The following is a 22,675-nucleotide window of genomic DNA, read 5'->3' on the forward strand; positions in this document are numbered from 1 at the left end:
CATGACGGCAACAAGCGCCGGCACCGACGAGATGGCCCGGGCCTACCGCGCGACCTACCGCGGATCGCATGGTGGCGGGCCGACCCCCGATGGCGCCGTCGAGCAGACGGAGTCGTCCGGCGAGGCAACGGTGCCGGAGGAACTGATCGAGGCGCACCGGCGGTTGGCGCAGCGCAGGCGCGACGGTGAGACGCTCGTCCAGCGCTACGACGCCGACGACCCGGGCGGCTTCGGTCCGGCGCTGCAGATCGTCACCGACCATGGGCCGATACTGCTCGACTCGATCACCGTGCTGCTGCACCGGCTCGGCGTCGCGTACCGCGCGATCATGAACCCGGTGTTCCAGGTGCGCCGCGACGAGGCCGGGGAGCTGCAGGACGTCCGCCCCGGTGGCGGCGACGGTGCGGGGGAGGCGTGGATCCACGTCGAGCTGGCCCGGACGGCCGATCGGCACGCCATCGACGAGGTCGAGCGGCTGCTGGCGCCGATCCTGGCCGATGCCCGCCAGATCGTCCGCGACGGGGACGCGATGGTCGCCGCGGTGCAGTCGCTGGCCGACGCTCTCGACACCGACGAACAGCGCTTCTCCGCCCCCGACCGCAAGGACGTGGCGGCACTGCTGCGCTGGCTGGCCGACGGGCACTTCGTCCTGCTGGGCTGTCAGCGCTGCCCGGTGACCGACGGAATCTCGTCGGTGGAGCCGGAGAGCCGCCTCGGCGCGCTGCGGCTGCGGGAAGACGTGCTGCCGCCGCTGACCCGTGACGGTGAGCTGCTGACACTGGCGCAGGCGACCATTCCGAGCTACCTGCGCTACGGCACCTATCCGTACATCGTGGTCATCCGCGAGCAGTCCGGCGAGGGGACCGTCGTCGAGCACCGCTTCGTCGGCCTGTTCACCGTCGCCGCAATGAACGCCAACGTGCTCGACATCCCGCTGATCTGCGGCCGTGTGCACGACGCACTGCAGATGGCCCAGCGCGATCCCAGTCACCCCGAACAGCTGCTCCTCGACATCATCCAGACCATTCCGCGTCCGGAGTTGTTCGCGCTGCGTGCCGAGGACGTGCTCGAGATGGCGATGGCCGTCGTCGATCTCGGAACACGCAGGCGCGCACTGTTGTTCATGCGGGCCGACAGCCTGGCCCACTTCGTCTCCTGTCTGGTGTATCTGCCCCGCGACCGGTACACCACCGCGGTGCGGTTGGAGATGCAGGACATCCTGGTCCGAGAACTCGGCGGCGAGAGCATCGACTACTCCGCTCGGGTCAGTGAATCACCCTGGGCCGTGGTGCATTTCACCGTCCGGCTGCCCATGGGGTCACAGCCTGGTGGCGTGGACGTCTCGCAGGACAACGAGGACCGCATCCAGCGGCTGCTCACCGAGGCGGCTCGCACCTGGGGCGATCGGCTGCTCGGCGCGGTCGAGGCCGAAGCGCTCGGCCAGGGCGTCGCCGACCACTACGCCGCCGCGTTCCCCGACGACTACAAGCAGGCGATCTCACCGCTCGACGCCATCGCCGACATTTCGATCGTCGAAGCGTTGCAGGACGATTCGGTCAAGCTGGTGTTCACCGAAGGCCGTGACGACCGGCCCGGGCAGCTCGCCTGGTACCTGGGCGGCCGGTCGGCATCGCTGAGCGAGCTGCTGCCGATGCTGCAGTCGATGGGCGTGGTCGTACTCGAGGAACGCCCCTTCACGGTGACCCGTCCGGACGGCCTGCCGGTGTGGATCTACCGGTTCAACATCTCACCGCACCGCACCATGCCCGTGGGCTCCGACGACGAGTCCGCGCGCGCGGCCAGCGCCGAGCGGTTCGCCGACGCCGTGACGGCGATCTGGCACGGGCGCATGGAGATCGACCGGTTCAACGAACTTGTGCTGCGGGCCGGCCTGACATGGCCGCAGGTCACCGTCCTGCGGGCCTACGCCAAATACCTGCGCCAGGCCGGTTTCCCGTACAGCCAGTCCCACATCGAATCCGTCCTCAACGGCAACCCCGGCACGGCGGCCTCGCTGGTCGAGCTCTTCGAGGCGCTGTTCGATCCGTCGGAGAACACCGAGCGCCGCAGCGCACAGGACGCCGCCGCCGCGGTCACCGCCGACATCGACGCCCTGGTCAGTCTCGACACCGACCGCGTGCTGCGGGCGTTCGCGTCGATGATCCAGGCCACGCTGCGCACCAACTACTTCGTCACGCGCGAGGAGTCGGCCCGCGCCCGCAACGTGCTGTCGCTCAAACTGAACCCGGGGCTGATCGACGAGTTGCCCCTTCCCAGACCAAGATTCGAGATCTTCGTCTACTCCCCGCGGGTCGAGGGCGTACACCTGCGGTTCGGTTACGTCGCCCGCGGCGGGCTGCGGTGGTCGGACCGCCTCGAGGACTTCCGTACCGAGATTCTCGGCCTGGTCAAGGCGCAGGCGGTCAAGAACGCCGTCATCGTCCCGGTCGGCGCCAAGGGCGGATTCGTGGTGAAACAGCCACCGGTCCCCACCGGTGACTCCGCCGCGGACCGCGACGCGCACCGCGCCGAGGGTGTGGCCTGCTACAAGCTGTTCATCAGCGGACTGCTCGACGTCACCGACAACGTGGACAAGGTCACCGGCGAGGTCACCCCGCCGCCCGACGTGGTGCGCCGCGACGACGACGACGCCTACCTGGTGGTCGCGGCCGACAAGGGCACGGCCACGTTCTCCGACATCGCCAACGAGGTGGCGCTGTCCTACGGGTTCTGGCTCGGCGACGCGTTCGCCTCGGGTGGTTCGGTGGGTTACGACCACAAGGCGATGGGCATCACCGCCAAGGGCGCATGGGAATCGGTCAAGCGGCACTTTCGCGAGATGGGCGTCGACACCCAGTCCGAGGACTTCACCGTCGTCGGTATCGGCGACATGAGCGGCGACGTCTTCGGCAACGGGATGCTGCTCTCCGAACACATCCGCCTGGTCGCGGCGTTCGACCACCGGCATGTGTTCCTCGACCCCGACCCGGATGCGGCGTCGTCGTTCCAGGAACGCAAACGGCTGTTCGAGCTGCCGCGGTCGTCCTGGGAGGACTACGACACCTCGCTGATCAGCGAGGGCGGCGGCGTGTACTCCCGCGAACACAAGTCGATCCCGATCAGTCCGCAGGTGCGCGCGGCCCTCGGTCTGGACGACGACAAGGACGAGATGACCCCGCCCGCGCTGATGAAGGCGATTCTGCGCGCCCCGGTCGACCTGCTGTGGAACGGTGGCATCGGCACCTACATCAAGGCCGAGACGGAATCCGACGCCGACGTCGGGGACCGCGCCAACGACCCGATCCGGGTCAACGGAAACCAGGTGCGCGCCAAGGTGGTCGGGGAGGGCGGCAACCTCGGAGTGACGTCCCGCGGCCGCATCGAGTTCAACCTTGCCGGTGGCCGGATCAACACCGACGCCCTCGACAACTCCGCGGGTGTGGACTGTTCCGACCACGAGGTCAACATCAAGATCCTCATCGACTCGCTGGTGACCGCCGGAAAGGTGGACCCCGACGAACGCACCGATCTGCTGCTGTCGATGACCGACGAGGTCGGCCGACTGGTGCTGGCCGACAACAGGGATCAGAACGACCTGATGGGGACCAGCCGCGCCAACGCCGCCAGCCTGCTGCCGGTGCACGCGCGGATGATCCGTGAGTTCGCCGGCGAGCGCGGGCTCAACCGTGAACTGGAGGCCTTGCCCGCCGAGAAGGAGATCCGCCGACGCCTCGACGCCGGGATCGGGCTCACCTCACCGGAACTCGCGACGCTGATGGCGCATGTGAAGCTCGCGCTCAAGGACGATCTGCTCGCCAGCGACCTGCCTGACCAGGAGGCGTTCGCCGCACGGTTGCCCAGGTACTTCCCGTCGAAGTTGCGCGACCAGTTCGGCGCGGACACCCGCTCACACCAGCTGCGCCGCGAGATCGTCACCACGATGCTGGTCAACGACGTCGTGGACACCAGCGGCATCACCTTCGTCTACCGGGTCACCGAGGACGTGGGCGTGGGGACGGTGGACGCCGTCCGCAGCTTCGTCGCTGTCAACGCGATCTTCGGCGTCGGTGACATCTGGCGCCAGATCCGCGACGCCAGCGAGCGGCACAGACTCCCCGTGGCCATCAGCGACCGGATGACGCTCGACCTGCGCCGGCTCATCGACCGCGCCAGCCGGTGGCTGCTGAACTACCGTCCGCAGCCGCTGGCCGTGGGCGCCGAGATCAACCGCTTCGCCGAGAAGGTCGCCGCGCTGACCCCGCGAATGGCGGAGTGGCTGCGCGGCGACGACGAAGCGATCGTCGACAAGGAGGCCGGCGAATTCGCCAACCACGGTGCGCCCAAAGACCTGGCGTACATGGTGGCCACCGGGCTCTACCGGTTCAGCCTGCTCGACATCATCGACATCGCCGACATCGACGACCGCGATCCGGCCGAGGTGGCCGACACCTATTTCGCGTTGATGGGCCACCTCAACACCGACAGCTTGCTCACCGCGGTGTCGCAGCTGCCGCGCGGCGACCGCTGGCATTCGTTGGCGCGCCTGGCGATTCGCGACGACATCTACGGATCGCTGCGGTCACTGTGCTTCGATGTGCTGGCGGCCGGCGAACCGGACGAGACCGGCGAGCAGAAGATCCAGGAGTGGGAGCACACCAACAGCTCCCGCGCGTCGCGGGCCCGCCGCACGCTGACCGAGATCTACGAGGACGGCGAACGCGATCTGGCGACGCTGTCGGTGGCCGCACGCCAGATTCGCAGCATGACACGAACGAGTGGAACGGGGTCTTCCGGGTGACGACAGGATTCGTGGCGCCGGTGCACGTGCGATGGTCCGACATCGACATGTACCAGCACATCAACCACGCCACGATGGTCACCATCCTCGAAGAGGCCCGGATCCCGTTCCTGCTGGAGCCTTTCGGTGACGACATCATCAGCATCGGTCTGCTGATCGCCGAGGTCAACATCAGCTACAAGGGGCAACTGCGGCTGATCGACTCACCGCTGCAGGTGACGATGTGGTCCAAGCGGGTTCGGGCGGTGGACTTCACGATCGGCTACGAGGTGCGGCCGGTGGGTGCCGATCCGGACAGCAAGCCGTCGGTGATCGCCGAGACCCAGCTGGCCGCCGTGCACATCGAGGAGCAGCGGCTGGTGCGGCTCACGCCGGCGCAACGCGAATACCTACAGCGCTACCAGCGATGAGGACGCCCGAACGTGGCGTCTGGCTGGCCGACCGCAGTCACCGCGACGACCTCGCGATGTTCGCCGACCGCGCGCTGCGGCTCGATGCCGCCGCGGTGGTCCGCCTGCGTGAACGCAGTGATAGCTCGGTGATCTGCTGGGTGGCAACGGGTTTCGATGTCCTGGCCTCTCGTGTGGTGGCAGGCCGGATGATGCCGGCGGACGTGTGCGTCGGTGCCGACGCACTGATCGCCGGGCTCGCCGCGATGGACACGTCGGGCTACGTCGACGCCGGTTTTCCGATGGACTCGGCCTGGCGCGGGGTGCTGCCCCCCGACACCGGATTCGTCCACCTCGACGACGTTCCCGCCCGGGCGGTCCTCGACCTGGCGCAGCGCGGCAGCGCGCTGGCGCGTGAGCACGGCAGCGCGCACGGCCCGCCGTCGTCGCTGCTGGATCAGGAAGTGGTCGAAGTGAGTTCCGGCGCAGAGACCGTCGGTATCCCGATGCGGTGTGTATTCGCGCTCACCGCAATGGGTTTCCTGCCGCAGACGGGCGAGATGCTGAGCAGCGAGGAGATCGTGCGGGTGCGGGTGCTGCCGACGTGGTTGCGGATCGACGCGCGCTACGGGTCGGTCTACCGCCGCCGCGGCGATCCCGCGGTGGTGCTGCGCTAGACGATCCAGGCCGCGGCGTCGGCGGGCAGCCGCCCGTCGTCGAGTGCGGCGCTGGCCAGCAGCACCCGGCCCGCGGGCAGTGGCACCGAGTCGGCGCCGGCGTTCAGCACGCACGTCAGACCGCCGCTTGCGCGCAGCGTGAGCACGTCGCCGTCGACGGCCAGCTCCTCGAGCGCCGTGCCGTCGAACTCCGGTTGCTCCCCGCGTGCGCGCAGAGCGCGCCGGAAGAAGTTCAGCGTGGACTCCGGATCCGGGTCCTGGCACTGCACCGTCAGCGCCGACCACTCCGGCGGCATCGGCAGCCAGGTGTCGGACGTCGTGGAGAAGCCGAAGGGCGGTTCGTCGCCGGACCACGGCATCGGCACCCGACAGCCGTCCCGGCCGCGCTCGGTGCGGTTGGAGCGTTCCCACACCGGGTCCTGTAGCACCTCGTCGGGCAGGTCGACGTTGGGAAGTCCGAGTTCCTCGCCGTTGTAGACGAACACTGCGCCGGGCAGGGCGAGCATCACCAGTGCCATCGCCCGGGCGCGGGCCACACCGGTCGGCCCGCCGCCGTAGCGGCTGACCTCGCGCTCGACGTCGTGGTTGGACAGACACCACGTCGGCGTCGCGCTCTGCAGCGCGACGGCGGCCAGCGAGTTCTCGATCGCGTCGCGGATCTCGGTGGCGGCGAACTCCGCGCGCACCAGCCGGAAGTTGAAGCCCAGGTGCAGTTCGTCGGGACGCAGGTACGCCGCGAACGCCTCGTTGTCGTACACCCACACCTCACCGACCGCGACCGCACCCGGGTAGTCGTCGAGAACGGACCGGATGCCGCGGTGGATGTCGTGGACCCCCTCGTGGTCGAACCGCGGGTCGCCGCCGGTGTCGGCCAGCATTTTGTTCGCGGCGAGCTCCATGTCCGGCAGGCCGGCCGGTTTCGACATGCCGTGGGCGACGTCGATCCGGAAGCCGTCCACCCCGCGGTCCAGCCAGAACCGCAGTGTCTTCTCGAGATCGGTGAACACCTCGGGGTTGTCCCAGTTCAGATCCGGCTGCTCGGGGTCGAACAGATGCAGGTACCACTGGCCCGGCGCACCGTCGGGTTCGACGATGCGCGTCCACGCCGGACCGCCGAACACCGAGATCCAGTTGTTCGGCGGATGGATGCCGTCGGGTCCGGAGCCGTCGCGGAAGATGTAGCGCGCCCGCTGGTCGGTGTCCGGGCCCGCGGCCAGCGCCGCCTGGAACCACGGATGCCGGGAACTGGTGTGGTTGGGGACCAGATCCATGGTGATCCGGATGCCGCGGGCGTGTGCCTCGGCCACCAGCCGGTCGAGCGCCTCGATGCCGCCGAACATCGGATCGATGTCGCGCGGATCGGCCACGTCGTAGCCATGGTCGGCCATCGGGGACACCGTCACCGGATTCAGCCACAGCGCGTCCACGCCGAGCGTCTGCAGATAGTCCAGGCCAGCGGTGACGCCGTCGAGGTCGCCGATTCCGTCACCGTCGCTGTCGCGGAAGGACCGGGGATAGACCTGGTAGAACACGGCGTTCGCCCACCAGGGCGCGGAAGCGGAATCGGCTGAAGTCATCCCGGCCGATTGTCCTCGCCGCGGGTCAGAACGGCGAATTCACCATCGACTCGGCGGCCATCTCCAGATAGGCGATCAGTTCACGGCGGTGCTCGTCGTCGAGGGTTTGGGAGTCGATCGAGGCGACCGCGGTGTGCATACAGCGCAACCAGGCGTCACGCTCGATATAGCCGATCCGGAACGGGGCATGGCGCATGCGCAGCCGCGGATGTCCGCGTTGATCGGAGTAGGTGCGCGGACCGCCCCAGTACTGCTCGAGGAACATCCGCAGCCGCACCTCGGCGGCGTCGAGCTCGTCCTCCGGATAGAGGGGGCGCAGGATCTCGTCCTCGCGCACCAACTCGTAGAACCGCGCCACGATTGCGGTGAAGGTGTCGTGGCCACCGACCTCGTCGTAGAACGACCGCGCTGGTTGGTTCACCGGATCCATTGTGGTCCATCGGCGGGCGGAGGGAGCGGGTGGACCCCGTCCCGCGGGGGTGTCACCGGAAGTTCACCCGACTGACCTGCGAACACGACCGGAATTGTCGTGCGATCGACGACGATCCGTGGTGGACTGTCTCCTCGGAGGACGTATGGCGCATCGCAAGAGAAGCCCGGCGAAACCAGCTGGTCACAGGCGTGCGGCCGCGGCCGGACATCCGGGCCCCGCGGCGATGACCACTGTGCTGCACAGTGTCGAAAAACACGGAGTCGAGCCTCCTGCGCCCGGCCACGACGGCTCCCTGTGGGGGCGGCGGCGGGTCCTGCTCCTCAACTCCACCTACGAGCCGCTGACCGCGTTGCCGATGCGTCGGGCGGTGATCATGGTGATGTGCGGTAAGGCCGACGTCGTCCACGAGGACCCCGGCGGACCCGTCATCCACTCCGCGACCCGCAGCATCACCGTGCCGTCGGTGATCCGGTTGCGCACCTTCGTGCGGGTACCGTACCGGGCGCGGGTGCCGATGACGCGGGCGGCGCTGATGCACCGCGACCGGTTCCGCTGCGCGTACTGCGGCGCGAAAGCCGACACCGTCGACCACGTGGTGCCGCGCAGCCGCGGCGGTGACCACTCCTGGGAGAACTGCGTGGCCGCCTGCGCGACGTGTAACCACCGCAAGGCCGACCACCTGCTCTCCGATCTGGGCTGGTCGCTGCGCTGCGCGCCGCTTCCGCCCAAGGGACAGCACTGGCGGTTGCTGTCGTCGGTCAAGGAACTCGACCCCGCGTGGGTCAGATACCTGGGTGAGGGCGCGGCCTGAGGTGCGGGTGGGATACGGTTTCTGATCGTGAGCACCCTCCTGACGCACACCTTGCTCGTCGCAGTGCCGGTGGGCCTGACGGCGATTTTGGCCCTGTTCATCTGGCGGGGTAAGCCCCTGCATCCCCCGACGTACAAGATGACCGACCCCTGGACGCATGCGCCGATCCTGTGGGCGGCCGAGGAACCGGCCGATCACGGACACGGGGCTGGACATCATGACGACCACGTGACAGTAGGAGGTGGCGCAAGTGGCAAGTGGTGAGCTCGCGACTGCGGCCAATCAGGATCTCGACCTGCCCCGCGGCTGGGCGCTGACGTCAAGCGGACGGCTGTCCGGCGTCACCGAACCCGGTGAGCTGTCGCTGCACTACCCGTTCCCCACCAAGGATCTGGTGACCCTGGACATCGCGCTCAAGTACGGCTCGCGCGGGGCCAAGGCCCGCTTCGCCGTGTACATCGGCGATCTGGGCGCCGATACCGCGGCGACCGCACGCAGCCTGCTGGCGAAGGTGCCGACGCCGGACAACGCGGTGCTGCTGGCGGTCTCGCCGGATCAGCGTGCGATCGAGGTGGTCTACGGCTCGAAGGTCAAGGGCCGCGGCATCGAGGAAGCTGCCCCGCTGGGGGTCTCGGCTGCCGCTGCGTCGTTCAAGGAGGGCAACCTCATCGACGGGCTGATCAGCGGTATCCGCGTGCTGTCGGCGGGCGTCTCGCCGCGCTGACCTCCATGGTTTGCCGCTGATCGCGTACCCACGCCTCGTTTAGGCTGAAAAACAGTCAACGACGGTGGGAGACACCATGCTTGTCGATCCTGACGTGCTGCGCACGTTCGCGGCGCAGGTCGAGGACGCGTCTTCGGCGATCGCAGCGGCCGATGTCGGGACGAAGGTGGCCACCAGCGCCGACGGTCTGGCTGGGTCGACGACGCGGTGGGCGGTCCGGATGGTCGGCCAACACATCGGACGGATGGCGGCCGACATCGCGAAGAACGTCTCTGAGATGGGCATAGCTGTCCGGGGTGCCGGTGACACCTACGAGGTGAGCGACGAAACCCTGGCCGGGAGCTTCGGCGTCGTGCACCTCGACAGCAGCGGCACCTTCGTCTCGCGCACGTCGTCCTGGGAGAGTTCCACCCTCTACGGCACGATGACGAAGGGAACCAGGAACATCTCTGTCACGTGGGCGGATAACTCGAATCTCACGATCACCGAAACCGCCGACGGTTACCGGACCGCGGGGATCACCACGGCCAACGGCCGGCACGGGACGCTCCCGGCGGAGCATCCGCTTCTCCACGGCACGATTCCTCAAGTGCTGGGCGGCGCCTTTACTGGCCTGGATTCTCATGTCGGGCGAGGCGGCGGCATACCGGTGCTCACCGACGACGCGATCCAAAAGGTCGGCGTCGGAGCGAAATTCGCGGGACCCGCGCTCGGTCTGGCGGGGGCGGCCTACAACGTCTTCGCCGCGGAGACCGCGACGCAGGCCTGCGTCGGCGGCATCAGCGGACTCTTCGCGGTAGGCGGCGACGTCGGGGGCGGTGCCGCAGGAACCTGGGCCGCCGGCGTGGCGGGGATTTCGACCGGGCCGTTCGCCCCGGTCGGCGTGCCCCTGTTCGCGATCGGCGGCGCGTTGCTCGGTCAGACGGCTCTCGGGGCGCTGGGTACGAAGATCGGCGAGGCGGTGTGCGCGTGAGTTCGGACCACTGTCCTACCCCGGCCAACTGGGTGGAGCGTCCCGCACTGGTTGCTGTGGGCGCCATCTTGGGAGTCGCAGTCGCCGGCGCCGCTGTGTTCTGGGGGCTGACTCTTGTCGCCAGAGGCGATTTCCTCTCGGCACTTGTCTTTATGGGCTTCGCCGTCGCGATGGTGCTCGCACTCGCGCTGGCGGTGATAACCATGCGCGGTTGGATCACTCCTCGCGCGTCGTTTTCGGCGGCTGGTATCAAGCTCGAGATGGCGCGTTCTGTCACCTGGCTCGGTTGCGCCGCGGCCATGATCATTTTGCCGAGCTGCGGTGTTGGCGCTGCCCTTGCCATGATGGGTGACTTGGACCTGCCTCTGCAGAGCGACCGCCCGCAAGGATTCATCGCTGCGCTGATGGGCGTCGCAGCGCTGGGCGCCCTGACGATCCTGAGCGCCGTCATCACCCGGGGTGGTCTAGGCAGCGTTCTGCTCACCCGCAAGGTGTTGACGATCACCGAGCGGCGCCGCACGCGGGAGGCCCGGTGGACCGAGGTTCGCAAGATCTCCGACGACGGTGGGGGCAACCGACGTCAGAACCCGATCCAAATCGAATTGACCGACGGCACGATCCTGCACCTCGACGGGGCTACCTCTTACACGCCGAAGGGGGCGGCGCTCTACTGGATGGTCCGGCACTACTGGAAGCATCCCGAGCACCGGGCCGAGTTGACCGATGAGCGTGCGCTCGCCAGGTTCCACCGTGGCGACTTCGACACCGCATGAGCTCGGGCTGGCGCGAAACAGCATTCCCGGTTGCCAAGCACGCGGCTTCGCAACCGGGAATGCTATTTCGCGAGAGGGGTAACCACAGCGCGTGAGGCAGGTCCGGCATGCGCATTTCATCCTCCGCCTGACCCGTCATGACGGTCTGCGGTTCTCCGCACGCATGGGTTATGCCGTCAGCGGCAGCCTGCACCTGATCGTCGCCTACCTCATCGTGCGGATCGCGCTCGGCGCCCGCGGCACCCACGCCGATCCGTCCGGGGCGCTGGAGACGGTCGCGGAGACCAGGGGCGGCGTCGTCGCATTGTGGATCGTGGTGGTCGCCCTCGTCCCCCTCATGCTCTGGCGGCTGGCCGAGGCGCTGGTCGGATTGCATCCGGCTGAGGGCCATCAGCCGCATCTCAACGACGACCATCGCCCAGGCAACCGCCTCAAGGCGCTGGGTCTGATGTTCATCTACTGCGGTATCGGTTACACCGCGCTGCGCTACGCCCTGGGCAGCGGATCGGAAAGCCGCGAGGAGACCGCGGGAATCACCGCCCGGATGATGCAGAACGGATGGGGCCGCATGGCGCTGATCCTCGGCGGCGCGGCGGTCGCCGGCATCGGCGCCTACTTCGCCTTCAAGGGCGCGTCGCGACGTTTTCGCACCGACCTGACCGACCCCGTCGGCCCGATCATCACCGGCCTAGGCTTCTTCGGCTACTTCGCCGAGGGACTCGTCCTCAGCATCGCGGGGCTGATGGCGATCGTGGCGGTCGTCGAGGTGGATCCGTCGAAGGCCACCGGTATCGACGCGGCGGTGAAGGCCGTCGGCGCGACCCAACCCGGACTGATCCTGCTGATCTTCGCCGCGGCGGGTTTCGCGTCCTACGGTCTGTACAGCCTCACACTGACTCGCTTTGCGCGGATGTGAGCAGTTCCGCGCGCACCCGCACGAACTGCTCGAGGAATGCGCGCTCGTCGAGCCTCTTGCGACGCAGCCAGCCGGTGACCTCGTCGTTGCACTTGCTCGCATTGCACGCCGCGCACGCCGGCACCACGTTGTCGAGGGTGTACCGACCACCGCGCGAAATCGCCATCACACAGTCCCGTTGCAATGCAACACCCGTCGCGCCGCAGTACGCACAACCCGGCCAGGCCGCCTTGATCGCCGCCCACTGCGTCGGGGTGAGGTCGTTGACCACCGCCGCGACACGACGTTTACGTCTGCGGGCGGCTCGGGCCCGGCGGCTGTTGGGCGACGCCATGGCGTGAGCCTAAGCGAGCTGGACGAGAAAACCCGTCAGCACACGACGGCTAGCGACGACCGCCACCGCCGCCACGTCCGCCGCGATTGCCGCCTCCGCCGCGGTTGCCGCCGGGCAGCGAATTGTCTGGTCGCAGACCCGGGCCGCTCGGTCCGCCGAGGTCACCGTCCGGACCGTCGACACCCAGGACGATGTCCAAGCCGTAGTCGTTGCAGTAGTAGTCGTACTCGCACGGATACGGGTACCACGGACCGCTCGATCCGCCGGTTGATCCGCCGCTCGATCCGCGGACATCACCCTGGGCGCATACGGTCACGCCCCCCGCGTCCGTGCATTCCGCCGACGCCACGGGAGTCGAGATTATCACGATGATCGGCAGTGCAAGGACTGCCGCTCCGGCGTGCCATTGTCGATATCTGCGCACGAAGACGAATTCCGCCTTCCGGTCGATCACGAATTCGGCATCCCGTGCCGGAAATCAGTTATTCGCACCGCACCTATTGCGGAAGTCCACCATCGGCTGCCGAATTCCTTGTAGGTCGGCTCGAACCTGTGGGTGCGCGTCCCCGTACTCGGTCACCCGCATCCGCACCTCCTCTTTGGGCAAACCCTTCAGCCCGGTGAAGAAGGCGTTCACTTCGGGATGGGTGAACAGGTAGGCCGACGTGGCCGCGGTGACGCCCGTTGCCACCCCCGACAGATCCGCGGCTGTGCAGTTGGGCGGAGGCGGTGGCGGCGGTTGGGCGGCGGCAGTGGCGGTGCCACCGAGTATCGCGGCACCGGCAGCTGCCACAGCGAGGAGGGCGCTCGGAATGGTCATGTCACTCCTTATGAACAGGTCGGGACGGATGTCGCTGGTCGACGCGAGCAGTCAGCCGCCTACGCCCGCTCCGCCGCCCGGCCGGTTGGGTCGGTCGGGGCGATCCGGGCGGTCACCTGGCCGCCCAGGCAGCCCGATGTCGGGGCGGTCGGGGTTGACCGGCGGCGGAATGTCGACGTCGGGGTCGGAGTCGTAGTCGAAGACCGAAACGCCGTCGTCGCAGAGGAAGTCGTCGGCGCACGGGTACGGGTACCAGATGTCGATTCCTGGATCGGATTCGGAGTCGGAGTCGGAGCCTGCGTACCGGATTTCGCTCTGGCACATGGTCAGTCCACCGGCATCGGTGCAATCGGCCGACGCCTGTGGAGCGCCGAATAGCGAGCCCAAGGGCAGGAACGAAAGTGCCGTCGCGGTGAAAATCGCACGGCGCCGCAATCCGTTCATGGCCATACCTCTCCACTGAAGAGACCACCTTCAGGGGATGTTATGCCCGGATTTCGTTCTCGCAGAGAAATTCGCAAAACAGCGTCGAATTCTCTGACGACGAGGGTGCGCGAACTGCCGCCGATCAGCGGCGTGTCGCGTGCAGACCCGCACGCTCGCGGAAATAGGGGAGCGGCTACCCGGCGTCGAACTCGCGTGCCCGCAGGGAACGCTCCACCCCCGCGCGACCCTCGAGCACCAGGCGGCGCAACGCGGGCGGGACGTCACCGTCGAGGAACCGGCCGGCGGCGGCCAACCCCTCGGCGCTGATATCCCATGACGGATAGAGCCCGATCACGACTGTCTGCGCGACCTCGCTGGACCGGCGCTCCCAGAGCGACGCGATCGACGAGAAGTACTTCTCGGTGAACGGCGCCAGCAGCGGCTGCTGACCGGCCTGCACGAACCCACCGACGATCGCGCGGGTGGTGATGTTGGCCAGCGTGTCGTCCTCGACCACCCGCTCCCAGGCGGCGTCCTTGACCGCCTGCTGCGGACGTGCCGCCGACGCGGCCGCGGCGTGCCGTCTACCCGCCGCGGTCGGATCGTTCTGCGCCTCCGCGTCGATGAATGGCGTCTCCGGGCCGTCGGCGTCGATGTCACCGCTGGCGGCCAGCGCGGTCACGATGCGCCAGCGCAGATCGGTGTCGATGACAAGACCCGGCAGATTCGCCTCGGCCGGTTCGTTGTCCAGCAGCGTGGACAGCACGGCGACGTGGTTGCGCGACAACACCGAATTGCACAGCGCGTTGACGAACGCGAGCTGATGGTCGGACCCCGGCGCGGCGTCGCCGGCCAGTTCCAGCAGCCGGTCGGCGAACGCCGGCCAGCCGTTCTCGGCCGCCCACTGCGGTTCGGCGTAGGAGTTCAGCGCGGTCTGCGCCTGCAGCAGCAGCCGCTGCGCGACGCCGACCTCGGTCTCGGCGTGGATGCCGCTCATCACCAGGGCCACGAAGTCGCGGGCCTTGAGTTCGGCCTCGCGGGTCATCTCCCAGGCCGCCGACCACGCCAACGTGCGGGGGAGCGGTTCGGCGATGTCGGCGATGCGGGTGAGCACCGTCTGCAGCGAGTCGGGGTCCAGCCGCAGCGAGCAGTAGGTCAGATCGTCGTCGTTGACGAGCACCAGCTTGCCGCGCGGAACACCCTGCAGGGCAGGTACTTCCGTGACATCGCCCTCGACGTCGAGCTCCTCGCGGTGTACCCGGACGAGCTTGCCGGTGGTGGCGTCCTCGTCGTAGACGCCGACGGCCAGCCGGTGCACCCGCGTCTCGCCGGCACCCGGCGCGGCACCACTCTGGGTGATCGCGAACCGGCTGAACTTCCCGTCGCCGTCGACGTCGAAATCGGCGCGCAGCGTGTTGAGCCCTGTGGTCTTGAGCCACTGGCGGCCCCACCCGGAAAGGTCACGGCCCGAAGACTTCTCGAGCGCGCCGAGCAGATCGCCGAACGTCGCGTTCGCATAGGCGTGGTCGCGGAAGTAGTCGCGCAGACCGGCGAGGAACGGTTCCTTGCCGACGTACGCCACCAGCTGCTTGAGCACGCTCGCGCCCTTGGCGTAGGTGATGCCGTCGAAGTTCACCTCGACCGCGTGCAGATCGGGGATGTCCGCGGCGACCGGATGCGTAGACGGCAGCTGATCCTGCCGGTACGCCCAGGACTTCTCGACGTTGGCGAACGTCGTCCACGCCTCGGTGTACTCGGTGGCCTCCGCCTGGCACAGCACCGAGGCGAACGTCGCGAAGGACTCGTTGAGCCACAGGTCATCCCACCACTGCATGGTGACCAGGTCACCGAACCACATGTGCGCCATCTCGTGCAGCACGGTCTCCGCGCGGCGCTCGTAGGAGGCACGGGTGACCTTGCTGCGGAAGACGTAGTCCTCGAGGAACGTCACCGCGCCGGCGTTCTCCATCGCGCCCGCGTTGAACTCCGGCACGAACAGCTGGTCGTACTTGCCGAACGCGTACGGCACCCCGAAGTTGTTGTGATAGAAGCCGAATCCCTGCTTGGTCTCGGTAAACAACCGCTCGGCGTCCATGAACTCCGCCAGCGACTTGCGGCAGAACAATCCGAGCGGGATCTCGCCGTGCTCGTCGCGGTACAGGTCGTCCCACCGGGCGTACGGTCCGGCGATCAAGGCGACCAGATACGTGCTCATCTTGGGGGTGGTCACGAAGACATGGGTCTTGCTCGTGCCCTCGTCCCGCGTGCCCTCGAGTGCGCCGTTGGACACCACCTCCCAGTGCGCGGGGGCGGTCACCGTGACGTCGAAGGTGGCCTTGAGGTCGGGCTGGTCGAAGCAGGCGAACATCCGCTTCGCGTCGGCGGTCTCGAACTGCGAGTACAGGTACACCTCGCCGTCGACCGGATCCTCGAACCGGTGCAGCCCCTCCCCGGTGTTCGAGTAGCGGCAGGCCGCGTCGACAACGAGCACGTTGCGTTCGGCGAGCCCCTGCAGCGGGATACCGGTCGACTCGTCGTACCCCGAGACGTCGATGTCGCGGCCGTTGAGCGTGGCCGCACGGATGGCGTCGGCGGCGATGTCGATGTAGCTGTCCGCACCGGGCAGCGCGGCGAACTCGACGGTCGTCACCGACCGGAACGTCGTCTCACCCGGCCCTCCGGACCCGTCGGTGAGATCCAGCTCGATGGCGTAGTTGTCGACGGTGATCAGCGCCGCGCGCTCGACGGCCTGGTCGCGGGTCAGATTGGGAAGGGCCACGCCCGTCAACCCTAGACGCACATCGGGAACATAGGGCGGCTGCGCCCGGTTGTGCTGCACGGATTCCTGTCCACCGTTCGATGTCACGACGAAAGGACCCCGCAAATGGCCGAGAAGTCCCGAGCCGATTTCTGGTTCGATCCGCTGTGCCCCTGGTGCTGGATCACCTCCCGCTGGATCCTCGAGGTCGAGAAGGTCCGCGACATCGACGTCAACTTCCGGGTGATGAGCCTCGCGGTGCTCAACGAGGGCCGCGACCTGCCCGAGGAGTACCTCGAGATGATGAAGACGGCGTGGGGTCCGGTGCGGGTCGCGATCGCCGCCGAGCAGGCCAAGGGCCGCGAGGTGCTCGCGCCGCTCTACACGGCGATGGGCACCCGCATCCACAACCAGGGCTATCGCGATTCCGATCCGGATTTCTCCCGGGTGATCGCCGAGTCGCTCGCCGAGGTGGGGTTGCCGGCCGAACTCGCCGCGGCCGCCACCTCGACCGAGTACGACGAGGCGCTGCGGGCCAGCCACCACGAGGGAATGGACGCGGTCGGGGAGGACGTCGGCACACCGACCATCCACGTCAACGGGGTCGCGTTCTTCGGGCCGGTGCTGTCGCGCATCCCTCGGGGCGAGGAGGCGGGCAAGCTGTGGGACGCCTCGGTCATTTTCGCGTCGTATCCGCACTTCTGGGAGCTCAAGCGGTCCCGCACGGAGAGCCCGACCTTCGACTGACCGCGCCGAACGTCGTCGATACCGGGGCCGAATCTCCGATCACCGGGTACAAAGGGGGCCACGTTCCCCTCTGACCCGGAGACGAGATGTCTGCTGATACCAAGACCGCCGCCGCGAACGTCGCGACCATGTTCTTCGAGCGCGTCGAGAAATCGGCGCGCCGCGAGGCGTTCCGCTACCTCGACGGCGGAAGCTGGACGTCGCTGAGCTGGCAGCAGGCTGCCGAGCAGGTGGAGGCGCTCGCGGCCGGGCTGCTCGCCCTGGGAATCGAACCCGAGCAGCGCATCGGGATCGCCTCGAGTACCCGCTACGAATGGATTCTGGCCGACCTGGCGATCATGTGCGCCGGGGCCGCCACCACGACGGTGTACCCGACGACCAACGCCGAGGACACCGCCTACATCCTCGGCGACTCCGAATCGCGGTTCGTCTTCGCCGAGGACGACGCCCAGCTGGAGAAGCTGCGCGAACGCCGTGACGAGCTCCCGGGCGTGGAGAAGGTCATCCTTTTCACCGGCAGCGGGGACGGCGACTGGGTCACCACCCTCGACGAGGTGATCGAGTCCGGCCGCGCCCATCTGCGCGAGCACCCGTCCGATGTGCGGGACCGGTCCGCGGCCATCGGCGCCGACCAGCTGGCCACCCTGATCTACACGTCGGGCACGACCGGTAAGCCCAAGGGCGTGCGCCTGCCGCACCGCGCGTGGGTGTACGAGGGCGAGACCGTCGCCGGTTTCGGCATTCTCGACGAGAGTGACCTGCAGCTGCTCTGGCTTCCGCTTGCGCACGCCTTCGGCAAGGTGCTCATCTCGGCGCAGCTGGCGTGTGGCTTCGCCAGCGCGATCGACGGGCGCGTCGACAAGATCGTGGAGAACATGGGCGTCGTCAAACCGACGTTCATGGGTGCCGCGCCGCGCATCTTCGAGAAAGCCCACGCCAAGGTCTCCACCCAGCAGAAGGGTGTGAAGGAGAAGCTGTTCAACGCCGCGTTCGCCGTCGGCCGCGACGTCAGCCGGCGCCGCCGCAACGGTGAGTCCGTGCCGCTGCCACTGCAGATCGCCCACGGGCTGTTCGACCGTCTGGTGTTCAGCAAGATCCGCGACGTCTTCGGCGGCCGGGTGCGGTTCATGATCTCCGGGTCGGCGCCGCTCAACGGCGAGATCGCCGAGTGGTTCCACGCCGCCGGTCTGTTGATCCTCGAGGGCTACGGACTCACCGAGACCGCGGCGGGCGCGTTCATCAACCGCCTGGACAACTACAAGCTCGGCACCGTCGGGCAGATCTTCGACGGATCCGAGGTGCGGCTCAGCGACAACGGTGAGGTGCAGATCAAGGGTCCGTGCGTGATGGACGGCTACCACAACCTGCCCGACAAGACGGCCGAGACGCTGACCGACGACGGGTGGCTGCGCACCGGTGACCGCGGCCAGCTCGACGACGAGGGCTTCCTGACGATCACCGGCCGGCTCAAGGAGCTGTTCAAGACCTCCGGCGGCAAATACGTTGCGCCCCCGGCGATCGAGGGCAAGTTCATGGCGCTGTGCCCGTACGCCGGTCACATGCTCGTGTTCGGGGAGTCCCGTAACTACTGCGTCGCGCTGATCACCCTTGATCCCGACGCGATCGCCGGCTGGGCCCAGGAGAACGGTCTCGGCGGCAAGTCCTACGGCGAGCTGGTGAAGTCCGAGGAGGTACGTGCGATGGTCGGCGAGCACGTCGACAAGCTCAACGCACAGCTCAACCGGTGGGAGACCATCAAGAAGTGGGAGCTGCTCGACCACGACCTCTCGATCGAGAACGGCGAGCTGACACCGTCTCTGAAGGTGAAGCGCTCGGTGGTCGAGGATCAGCAGAAGCAGGTGCTCGACGCGTTCTACAAGTAACGCATCGCCCGTGACCAGCATGGGCGAGATGCTCGACGTGGCTTATGCGGAGGCGCGAAAAGGTCTGAGCGAAGGCGGTATTCCGATCGGCGCTGCCTTGTTCAGCAGCGCCGGCGTACTCCTCGGCAGCGGCCACAACCGCCGTGTCCAGGACGACGACCCCTCCGTGCACGCCGAGACCGACGCGTTCCGCAACGCCGGCCGCCAGCGGGATTACCGCTCGACGATCATGGTGACCACGCTGTCGCCGTGCTGGTACTGCAGCGGCCTGGTGCGGCAGTTCAAGATCGGCGCGCTCGTGGTGGGGGAGAGTCGCACCTTCACCGGCGGACACGACTGGCTCGCCGAGCTCGGCGTCGACGTCACGGTCATCGACGACGACCGCTGCGTGGCGACGATGACCGAGTTCATCGCCACCCACCCGGCCCTGTGGAACGAGGACATCGGAGTTGCGGACTGAACTCGATCGCGGGTTTCGGCGTCTGCTTGAATGGCGGCCATGCGTGTCTATCTGGGGGCCGACCATGCGGGCTTCGAGCTGAAGCAGGTGATCATCGATCATCTCCGCGCCACCGGGCACGATCCGGTGGACGTCGGCGCCTTCACCTATGACGCCCAGGACGACTATCCCGCGTTCTGCATCGCCGCCGCGCAGCGGACCGTTGCCGATCCCGGGAGTCTGGGCATCGTGCTGGGCGGCTCCGGCAACGGCGAGCAGATCGCGGCGAACAAGGTGCCCGGCGCCCGATGTGCGCTGGCGTGGAGCGTCGAGACGGCCAGCCTGGCGCGCGAACACAACAACGCGCAGCTGATCGGCATCGGTGGGCGGATGCACTCCGAGGCCGAGGCGCTCGCCATCGTCGACGCCTTCGTCACCACCCCGTGGTCGGAGGCCGACCGCCACCAACGCCGGATCGACATCCTGTCCGAGTACGAGCGCACCCACGAGGCGCCCCCGGTGCCGGGCGCATGACCCGGGTCTGAATGCCCGAAGGGCACACGCTGCACCGGCTGGCCCGGTTGCACCAGAAGCGATTCAAAGGCCAGCGGGTGCGCGTCAGCAGCCCGCAACTGCGGTTTGTCGAAGGTGCCGCGATGGTCGACGGCTTCACCTTCACCGGCGCCAGCGCGTGGGGTAAGCACCTGTTCCATCACTACCGGGGCGGGCGCATCGTGCACGTGCACCTCGGGCTGTACGGCCGGTTCGACGAGTTCCCCGTAACGCCCGACCAGCCGCCGCCCGAGCCGATCGGCCAGGTCCGGATGCGGATCGTCGGGGCCGAGTTCGGCACCGATCTGCGCGGACCCACCGCCTGCGAGGTGGTCGACGAGGCGCAGGTGTCGGACATCTTGGCCCGCCTCGGACCCGATCCGCTGCGCCGCGACGCCGACCCCGCCCTGGCCTGGCGGCGATTGAGCAAATCCAAGCGATCCGTCGGGGCGCTGCTGATGGACCAATCGGTGCTCGCCGGTGTCGGCAACGTGTACCGCAGCGAGTTGCTCTACCGGCACCGCATCGATCCCTACCGGCTGGGCACCGACATGGAGCCCGATGAGTTCGACGCGATGTGGACCGATCTGGTGGAGCTGATGAAGGTCGGGGTGCGCCGCGGCAAGATCGTCACGCTGCGGCCCGAAGACGACCACGGCGCCCCGTCTTACCGCAAGGGCAGACCGCGCACATACGTGTACCGGCGCAGCGGTGAACCGTGCCGCATCTGCGGGACGCCGATCAGCACCGCCGAGCTCGAGGGCCGAAACCTGTTCTGGTGCCCCACCTGTCAGTGCTGATCAGGCGCCCGGCTCACGGGCGCTGAGCGTCGTCCCGACGGGTCGGGGAGAATCGCCCGGTGGAATTGATCCTCGTCGTCGTCGGCGCCATCATCATCACCGCGATCGCGCACCGCCGCGGGCTCGAACCCGCACTGGTCCTCGTCGTGGTCGGGTTCGTGGTGTCGTTCGCCCCCGACTTCAGGGGCATCGAACTCGAATCCGAGGTGCTGCTGTCGGTGGTGTTACCGCCGCTGCTGTACTCGGCGGCGCTGAACTTCTCGTTCCCGACGTTCCTGCGCAACATCCGGCCGATCCTCGGCCTCGGCATCGGCCTCGTCGTGATCACCACCTTCGCCGTCGCCGGTGTGGCGTCGTGGCTGGTGCCGTCCCTGACCTTCGGCACCGCGCTGATCCTCGGCGCCGTCGTGGCCCCGCCGGACGCGGTGACCGCGGTCGCGGTGGGCCGGCGGTTGGGACTGCCGAAGAAATTGATGGCGATTTTGACCGGCGAGAGCCTCGTCAACGACGCCGCCGCGCTGGCACTGTTCTCGATCGCGGTCGCGCAGGTCGCGGGCAGTCACGCCTACATCGAGAATCCGGTGCTGCTGTTCACCTACAGCGCCCTGCTCGGTCCGGTGGTCGGCGCCGTCCTCGGCTTCGTCACACTGTGGATCCGGCGCCGGTTGGCCAATCCGGGGCTGGAGACGATCCAGGGTCTGGTGGTGCCGTTCGCGGCGTTCATGTCCGCCGAACATTTCCACGCCTCGGGCGTGCTCGCGGTCGTGGTGGCGGGTTTCGTCGTCGGTCACGGCTCGCTGGACGCCGGCTATCAGACGCGGCTGCAGGAGCGGTACGTGTGGAACTCCGTCGACGTGATGCTCGAGGCGTTCGTGTTCGCCTACATCGGTCTGCAGTTGCGGTTCGTGCTCGAGGACCTCAACGAGGCGCACGAGTCGCTCGTCGAGGTGGCGCTGGCATCCGGGGTCGTCCTGCTGGTGGTGCTGGTGATCCGGCCCGCGTGTGTGTTCCTGATGTTCGGGCGGAACGTGTTGTCCCGCAAGGTCGAATCCAAGCTGAGCGTGCCGGCACCGCACCGCGCTCGCGGAACGCTCGGCACCAGGCGGCGCGACAAACCCCGCCGGCTGTCGGCACTGGCCGACCGCCGGTCGCTGACCTGGCAGGAGAACGTGGTGGTGTCGTGGACCGGGATGCGCGGGGTGGTGACCCTGGCGGCGGCGTCGGGCATCCCGTTGATGACGGTGTCCGGCGAGGCGTTCCCGGAGCGCGCCACGATCCAGGCCATCGCGTTCGCCGTCAGCGTCGGCACACTGCTGCTGCAGGGGTGGACGCTGCCGGTGCTGATCCGTTGGCTCAGCCCGTCGTTCGACGCCGACCGGCAGGCCGACGAGAGCGAGGGCCACAAGGTGATGGCAGTGGTGCAGACCGCGGCCGACGAGGTGCTGAACCGGTTCGCCGCCGACCCGCCACCCGGTCTGGATCCGGGAACGCTGGACAACATCAGGGCCACGATCGCCCGGCACTCCCAGGATTCCGACGAGTTGCCGGACCCGGATTCGCAGACCCCGCGCGCCGCGACGTTCTCGAAGCTCTACCGGGAGGTGCTGTGCGCACAGCGCAATGCGCTCATCGCCGAACGTGACGCCGGGCGCATCGAGGACGAGACGGTGCGCGCCATGCTCGAACGACTCGATCTACAGGAAGCCGGGATCTCCGCCCGCCTCGACAGCCGGTTGTGAGCACACCGGTCACGCCGCCAAACCCCAAGGATTCGCCAAGATCTCGACAAGCGCCTGCGGTGAGGCTGCTCTGACCGCCCGGGCCCCTGGGCGCGACGGAAAGGAC

Annotated in this window: 22 protein-coding genes; 15 read left to right on the top strand and 7 right to left on the bottom strand. The window is 68.0% G+C overall.

What is annotated here, in order from left to right; translation table 11 throughout:
* Position 1 precedes the first annotated feature (1 nt).
* The 3 genes from A5757_RS20970 to A5757_RS20980 are packed head-to-tail and all read left to right on the top strand — an operon-like array spanning position 2 to position 5,864.
* On the top strand, positions 2-4,798 hold the full coding sequence (locus tag A5757_RS20970; RefSeq protein ID WP_066838725.1) for an NAD-glutamate dehydrogenase: 4,797 nt from the start codon (positions 2-4) through the stop codon (positions 4,796-4,798).
* Entirely contained in the window at positions 4,795-5,208 is a 414-nt protein-coding gene (locus A5757_RS20975; protein ID WP_066838192.1) for a thioesterase family protein, read from the top strand. The genes A5757_RS20970 and A5757_RS20975 overlap by 4 nt, the downstream gene beginning before the upstream one ends.
* Positions 5,205-5,864 (top strand): hypothetical protein, encoded by a 660-nt coding sequence (locus A5757_RS20980; RefSeq protein ID WP_066838195.1) that lies wholly within the window; start codon positions 5,205-5,207, stop codon positions 5,862-5,864. Before A5757_RS20975 ends, A5757_RS20980 begins: the two co-directional genes overlap by 4 nt.
* Here the strand turns inward: A5757_RS20980 and A5757_RS20985 are convergent.
* Positions 5,861-7,441 carry an alpha-amylase family glycosyl hydrolase gene (locus A5757_RS20985; RefSeq protein ID WP_066838198.1) on the bottom strand — a complete coding sequence of 527 codons (1,581 nt, stop codon included), beginning with the start codon at positions 7,439-7,441 and terminating at the stop codon, positions 5,861-5,863. The two genes, A5757_RS20980 and A5757_RS20985, sit on opposite strands and share 4 nt — an antisense overlap.
* A 25-nt stretch (positions 7,442-7,466) precedes the next feature.
* Positions 7,467-7,871, bottom strand: a complete 405-nt coding sequence (locus A5757_RS20990) for a globin (protein WP_197497404.1) — start codon at positions 7,869-7,871, stop codon at positions 7,467-7,469.
* 145 nt (positions 7,872-8,016) lie between these two features.
* Between A5757_RS20990 and A5757_RS20995 the strand changes: the two genes are divergently transcribed.
* From A5757_RS20995 to A5757_RS21015, 6 genes are all read left to right on the top strand, one after another.
* Positions 8,017-8,685 carry an HNH endonuclease gene (locus tag A5757_RS20995; protein WP_066838201.1) on the top strand — a complete coding sequence of 223 codons (669 nt, stop codon included), beginning with the start codon at positions 8,017-8,019 and terminating at the stop codon, positions 8,683-8,685.
* 27 nt (positions 8,686-8,712) lie between these two features.
* A complete protein-coding gene (locus A5757_RS23025; protein ID WP_082929609.1) occupies positions 8,713-8,949 on the top strand; it encodes a hypothetical protein in 237 nt (78 codons plus the stop codon).
* Positions 8,936-9,409, top strand: coding sequence for a DUF5130 domain-containing protein (locus A5757_RS21000; RefSeq protein ID WP_066838204.1), 474 nt, complete (start codon positions 8,936-8,938; stop codon positions 9,407-9,409). Before A5757_RS23025 ends, A5757_RS21000 begins: the two co-directional genes overlap by 14 nt.
* Positions 9,410-9,485: 76 nt before the next feature.
* Positions 9,486-10,382 (top strand): type VII secretion target, encoded by an 897-nt coding sequence (locus A5757_RS24080; RefSeq protein WP_066838207.1) that lies wholly within the window; start codon positions 9,486-9,488, stop codon positions 10,380-10,382.
* Positions 10,383-10,438: 56 nt separating this feature from the next.
* On the top strand, positions 10,439-11,155 hold the full coding sequence (locus A5757_RS21010; RefSeq protein WP_066838210.1) for a hypothetical protein: 717 nt from the start codon (positions 10,439-10,441) through the stop codon (positions 11,153-11,155).
* 91 nt (positions 11,156-11,246) lie between these two features.
* On the top strand, positions 11,247-12,071 hold the full coding sequence (locus A5757_RS21015; RefSeq protein ID WP_066838213.1) for a DUF1206 domain-containing protein: 825 nt from the start codon (positions 11,247-11,249) through the stop codon (positions 12,069-12,071).
* Here A5757_RS21015 and A5757_RS21020 read toward each other — a convergent pair.
* The 5 genes from A5757_RS21020 to pepN all read right to left on the bottom strand — a co-directional run bounded on the left by A5757_RS21020 (position 12,043) and on the right by pepN (position 16,430).
* On the bottom strand, positions 12,043-12,405 hold the full coding sequence (locus tag A5757_RS21020; protein WP_066838216.1) for an HNH endonuclease: 363 nt from the start codon (positions 12,403-12,405) through the stop codon (positions 12,043-12,045). The two genes, A5757_RS21015 and A5757_RS21020, sit on opposite strands and share 29 nt — an antisense overlap.
* Positions 12,406-12,454: 49 nt before the next feature.
* On the bottom strand, positions 12,455-12,721 hold the full coding sequence (locus A5757_RS21025) for a hypothetical protein (RefSeq protein ID WP_231984070.1): 267 nt from the start codon (positions 12,719-12,721) through the stop codon (positions 12,455-12,457).
* 162 nt (positions 12,722-12,883) lie between these two features.
* Entirely contained in the window at positions 12,884-13,225 is a 342-nt protein-coding gene (locus A5757_RS21030; RefSeq protein WP_066838220.1) for a heme-binding protein, read from the bottom strand.
* Positions 13,226-13,276: 51 nt separating this feature from the next.
* Positions 13,277-13,549: a hypothetical protein gene (locus tag A5757_RS21035; protein ID WP_231984071.1), complete on the bottom strand. Its 273-nt coding sequence runs from the start codon at positions 13,547-13,549 to the stop codon at positions 13,277-13,279.
* A gap of 295 nt (positions 13,550-13,844) precedes the next feature.
* Positions 13,845-16,430, bottom strand: a complete 2,586-nt coding sequence (gene pepN, locus A5757_RS21040; protein WP_066838222.1) for an aminopeptidase N — start codon at positions 16,428-16,430, stop codon at positions 13,845-13,847.
* A 105-nt stretch (positions 16,431-16,535) separates the two neighbouring features.
* On the opposite strand from pepN, the gene A5757_RS21045 reads away from it, so the two are divergent.
* The 6 genes from A5757_RS21045 to A5757_RS21070 all read left to right on the top strand — a co-directional run bounded on the left by A5757_RS21045 (position 16,536) and on the right by A5757_RS21070 (position 22,569).
* Entirely contained in the window at positions 16,536-17,156 is a 621-nt protein-coding gene (locus A5757_RS21045; protein WP_066838225.1) for a DsbA family protein, read from the top strand.
* Positions 17,157-17,242: 86 nt separating this feature from the next.
* Positions 17,243-19,039, top strand: coding sequence for a long-chain fatty acid--CoA ligase (locus tag A5757_RS21050; RefSeq protein ID WP_066838229.1), 1,797 nt, complete (start codon positions 17,243-17,245; stop codon positions 19,037-19,039).
* A gap of 19 nt (positions 19,040-19,058) precedes the next feature.
* Positions 19,059-19,499: a nucleoside deaminase gene (locus tag A5757_RS21055; RefSeq protein ID WP_066838739.1), complete on the top strand. Its 441-nt coding sequence runs from the start codon at positions 19,059-19,061 to the stop codon at positions 19,497-19,499.
* A gap of 39 nt (positions 19,500-19,538) precedes the next feature.
* The gene (locus A5757_RS21060) at positions 19,539-20,012 is read left to right on the top strand and encodes a ribose-5-phosphate isomerase (RefSeq protein ID WP_197497405.1); all 474 of its coding nucleotides are present in this window, start codon (positions 19,539-19,541) and stop codon (positions 20,010-20,012) included.
* An 11-nt stretch (positions 20,013-20,023) separates the two neighbouring features.
* Positions 20,024-20,830 (top strand): Fpg/Nei family DNA glycosylase, encoded by an 807-nt coding sequence (locus A5757_RS21065; RefSeq protein WP_066838249.1) that lies wholly within the window; start codon positions 20,024-20,026, stop codon positions 20,828-20,830.
* 59 nt (positions 20,831-20,889) lie between these two features.
* The gene (locus A5757_RS21070; RefSeq protein WP_066838251.1) at positions 20,890-22,569 is read left to right on the top strand and encodes a sodium:proton antiporter; all 1,680 of its coding nucleotides are present in this window, start codon (positions 20,890-20,892) and stop codon (positions 22,567-22,569) included.
* Positions 22,570-22,675: the final 106 nt, after the last annotated feature.

The organism is Mycobacterium sp. 852013-51886_SCH5428379, assembly GCF_001665575.1.
Taxonomy (GTDB): Bacteria; Actinomycetota; Actinomycetes; order Mycobacteriales; family Mycobacteriaceae; genus Mycobacterium.

What these genes read in the sequence shown, in the direction of transcription:
- A5757_RS20970 (WP_066838725.1), top strand. Translation starts at nt 2, where the DNA reads ATGACGGCAACAAGCGCCGGCACCGACGAGATGGCCCGGGCCTACCGC.
- A5757_RS20980 (WP_066838195.1), top strand. Translation starts at nt 5,205, where the DNA reads ATGAGGACGCCCGAACGTGGCGTCTGGCTGGCCGACCGCAGTCACCGC.
- A5757_RS20985 (WP_066838198.1), bottom strand. Translation starts at nt 7,441, where the DNA reads ATGACTTCAGCCGATTCCGCTTCCGCGCCCTGGTGGGCGAACGCCGTG.
- A5757_RS20990 (WP_197497404.1), bottom strand. Translation starts at nt 7,871, where the DNA reads ATGGATCCGGTGAACCAACCAGCGCGGTCGTTCTACGACGAGGTCGGT.
- A5757_RS20995 (WP_066838201.1), top strand. Translation starts at nt 8,017, where the DNA reads ATGGCGCATCGCAAGAGAAGCCCGGCGAAACCAGCTGGTCACAGGCGT.
- A5757_RS24080 (WP_066838207.1), top strand. Translation starts at nt 9,486, where the DNA reads ATGCTTGTCGATCCTGACGTGCTGCGCACGTTCGCGGCGCAGGTCGAG.
- A5757_RS21020 (WP_066838216.1), bottom strand. Translation starts at nt 12,405, where the DNA reads ATGGCGTCGCCCAACAGCCGCCGGGCCCGAGCCGCCCGCAGACGTAAA.
- A5757_RS21030 (WP_066838220.1), bottom strand. Translation starts at nt 13,225, where the DNA reads ATGACCATTCCGAGCGCCCTCCTCGCTGTGGCAGCTGCCGGTGCCGCG.
- A5757_RS21035 (WP_231984071.1), bottom strand. Translation starts at nt 13,549, where the DNA reads ATGTGCCAGAGCGAAATCCGGTACGCAGGCTCCGACTCCGACTCCGAA.
- A5757_RS21045 (WP_066838225.1), top strand. Translation starts at nt 16,536, where the DNA reads ATGGCCGAGAAGTCCCGAGCCGATTTCTGGTTCGATCCGCTGTGCCCC.
- A5757_RS21050 (WP_066838229.1), top strand. Translation starts at nt 17,243, where the DNA reads ATGTCTGCTGATACCAAGACCGCCGCCGCGAACGTCGCGACCATGTTC.
- A5757_RS21055 (WP_066838739.1), top strand. Translation starts at nt 19,059, where the DNA reads ATGGGCGAGATGCTCGACGTGGCTTATGCGGAGGCGCGAAAAGGTCTG.
- A5757_RS21060 (WP_197497405.1), top strand. Translation starts at nt 19,539, where the DNA reads ATGCGTGTCTATCTGGGGGCCGACCATGCGGGCTTCGAGCTGAAGCAG.
- A5757_RS21065 (WP_066838249.1), top strand. Translation starts at nt 20,024, where the DNA reads ATGCCCGAAGGGCACACGCTGCACCGGCTGGCCCGGTTGCACCAGAAG.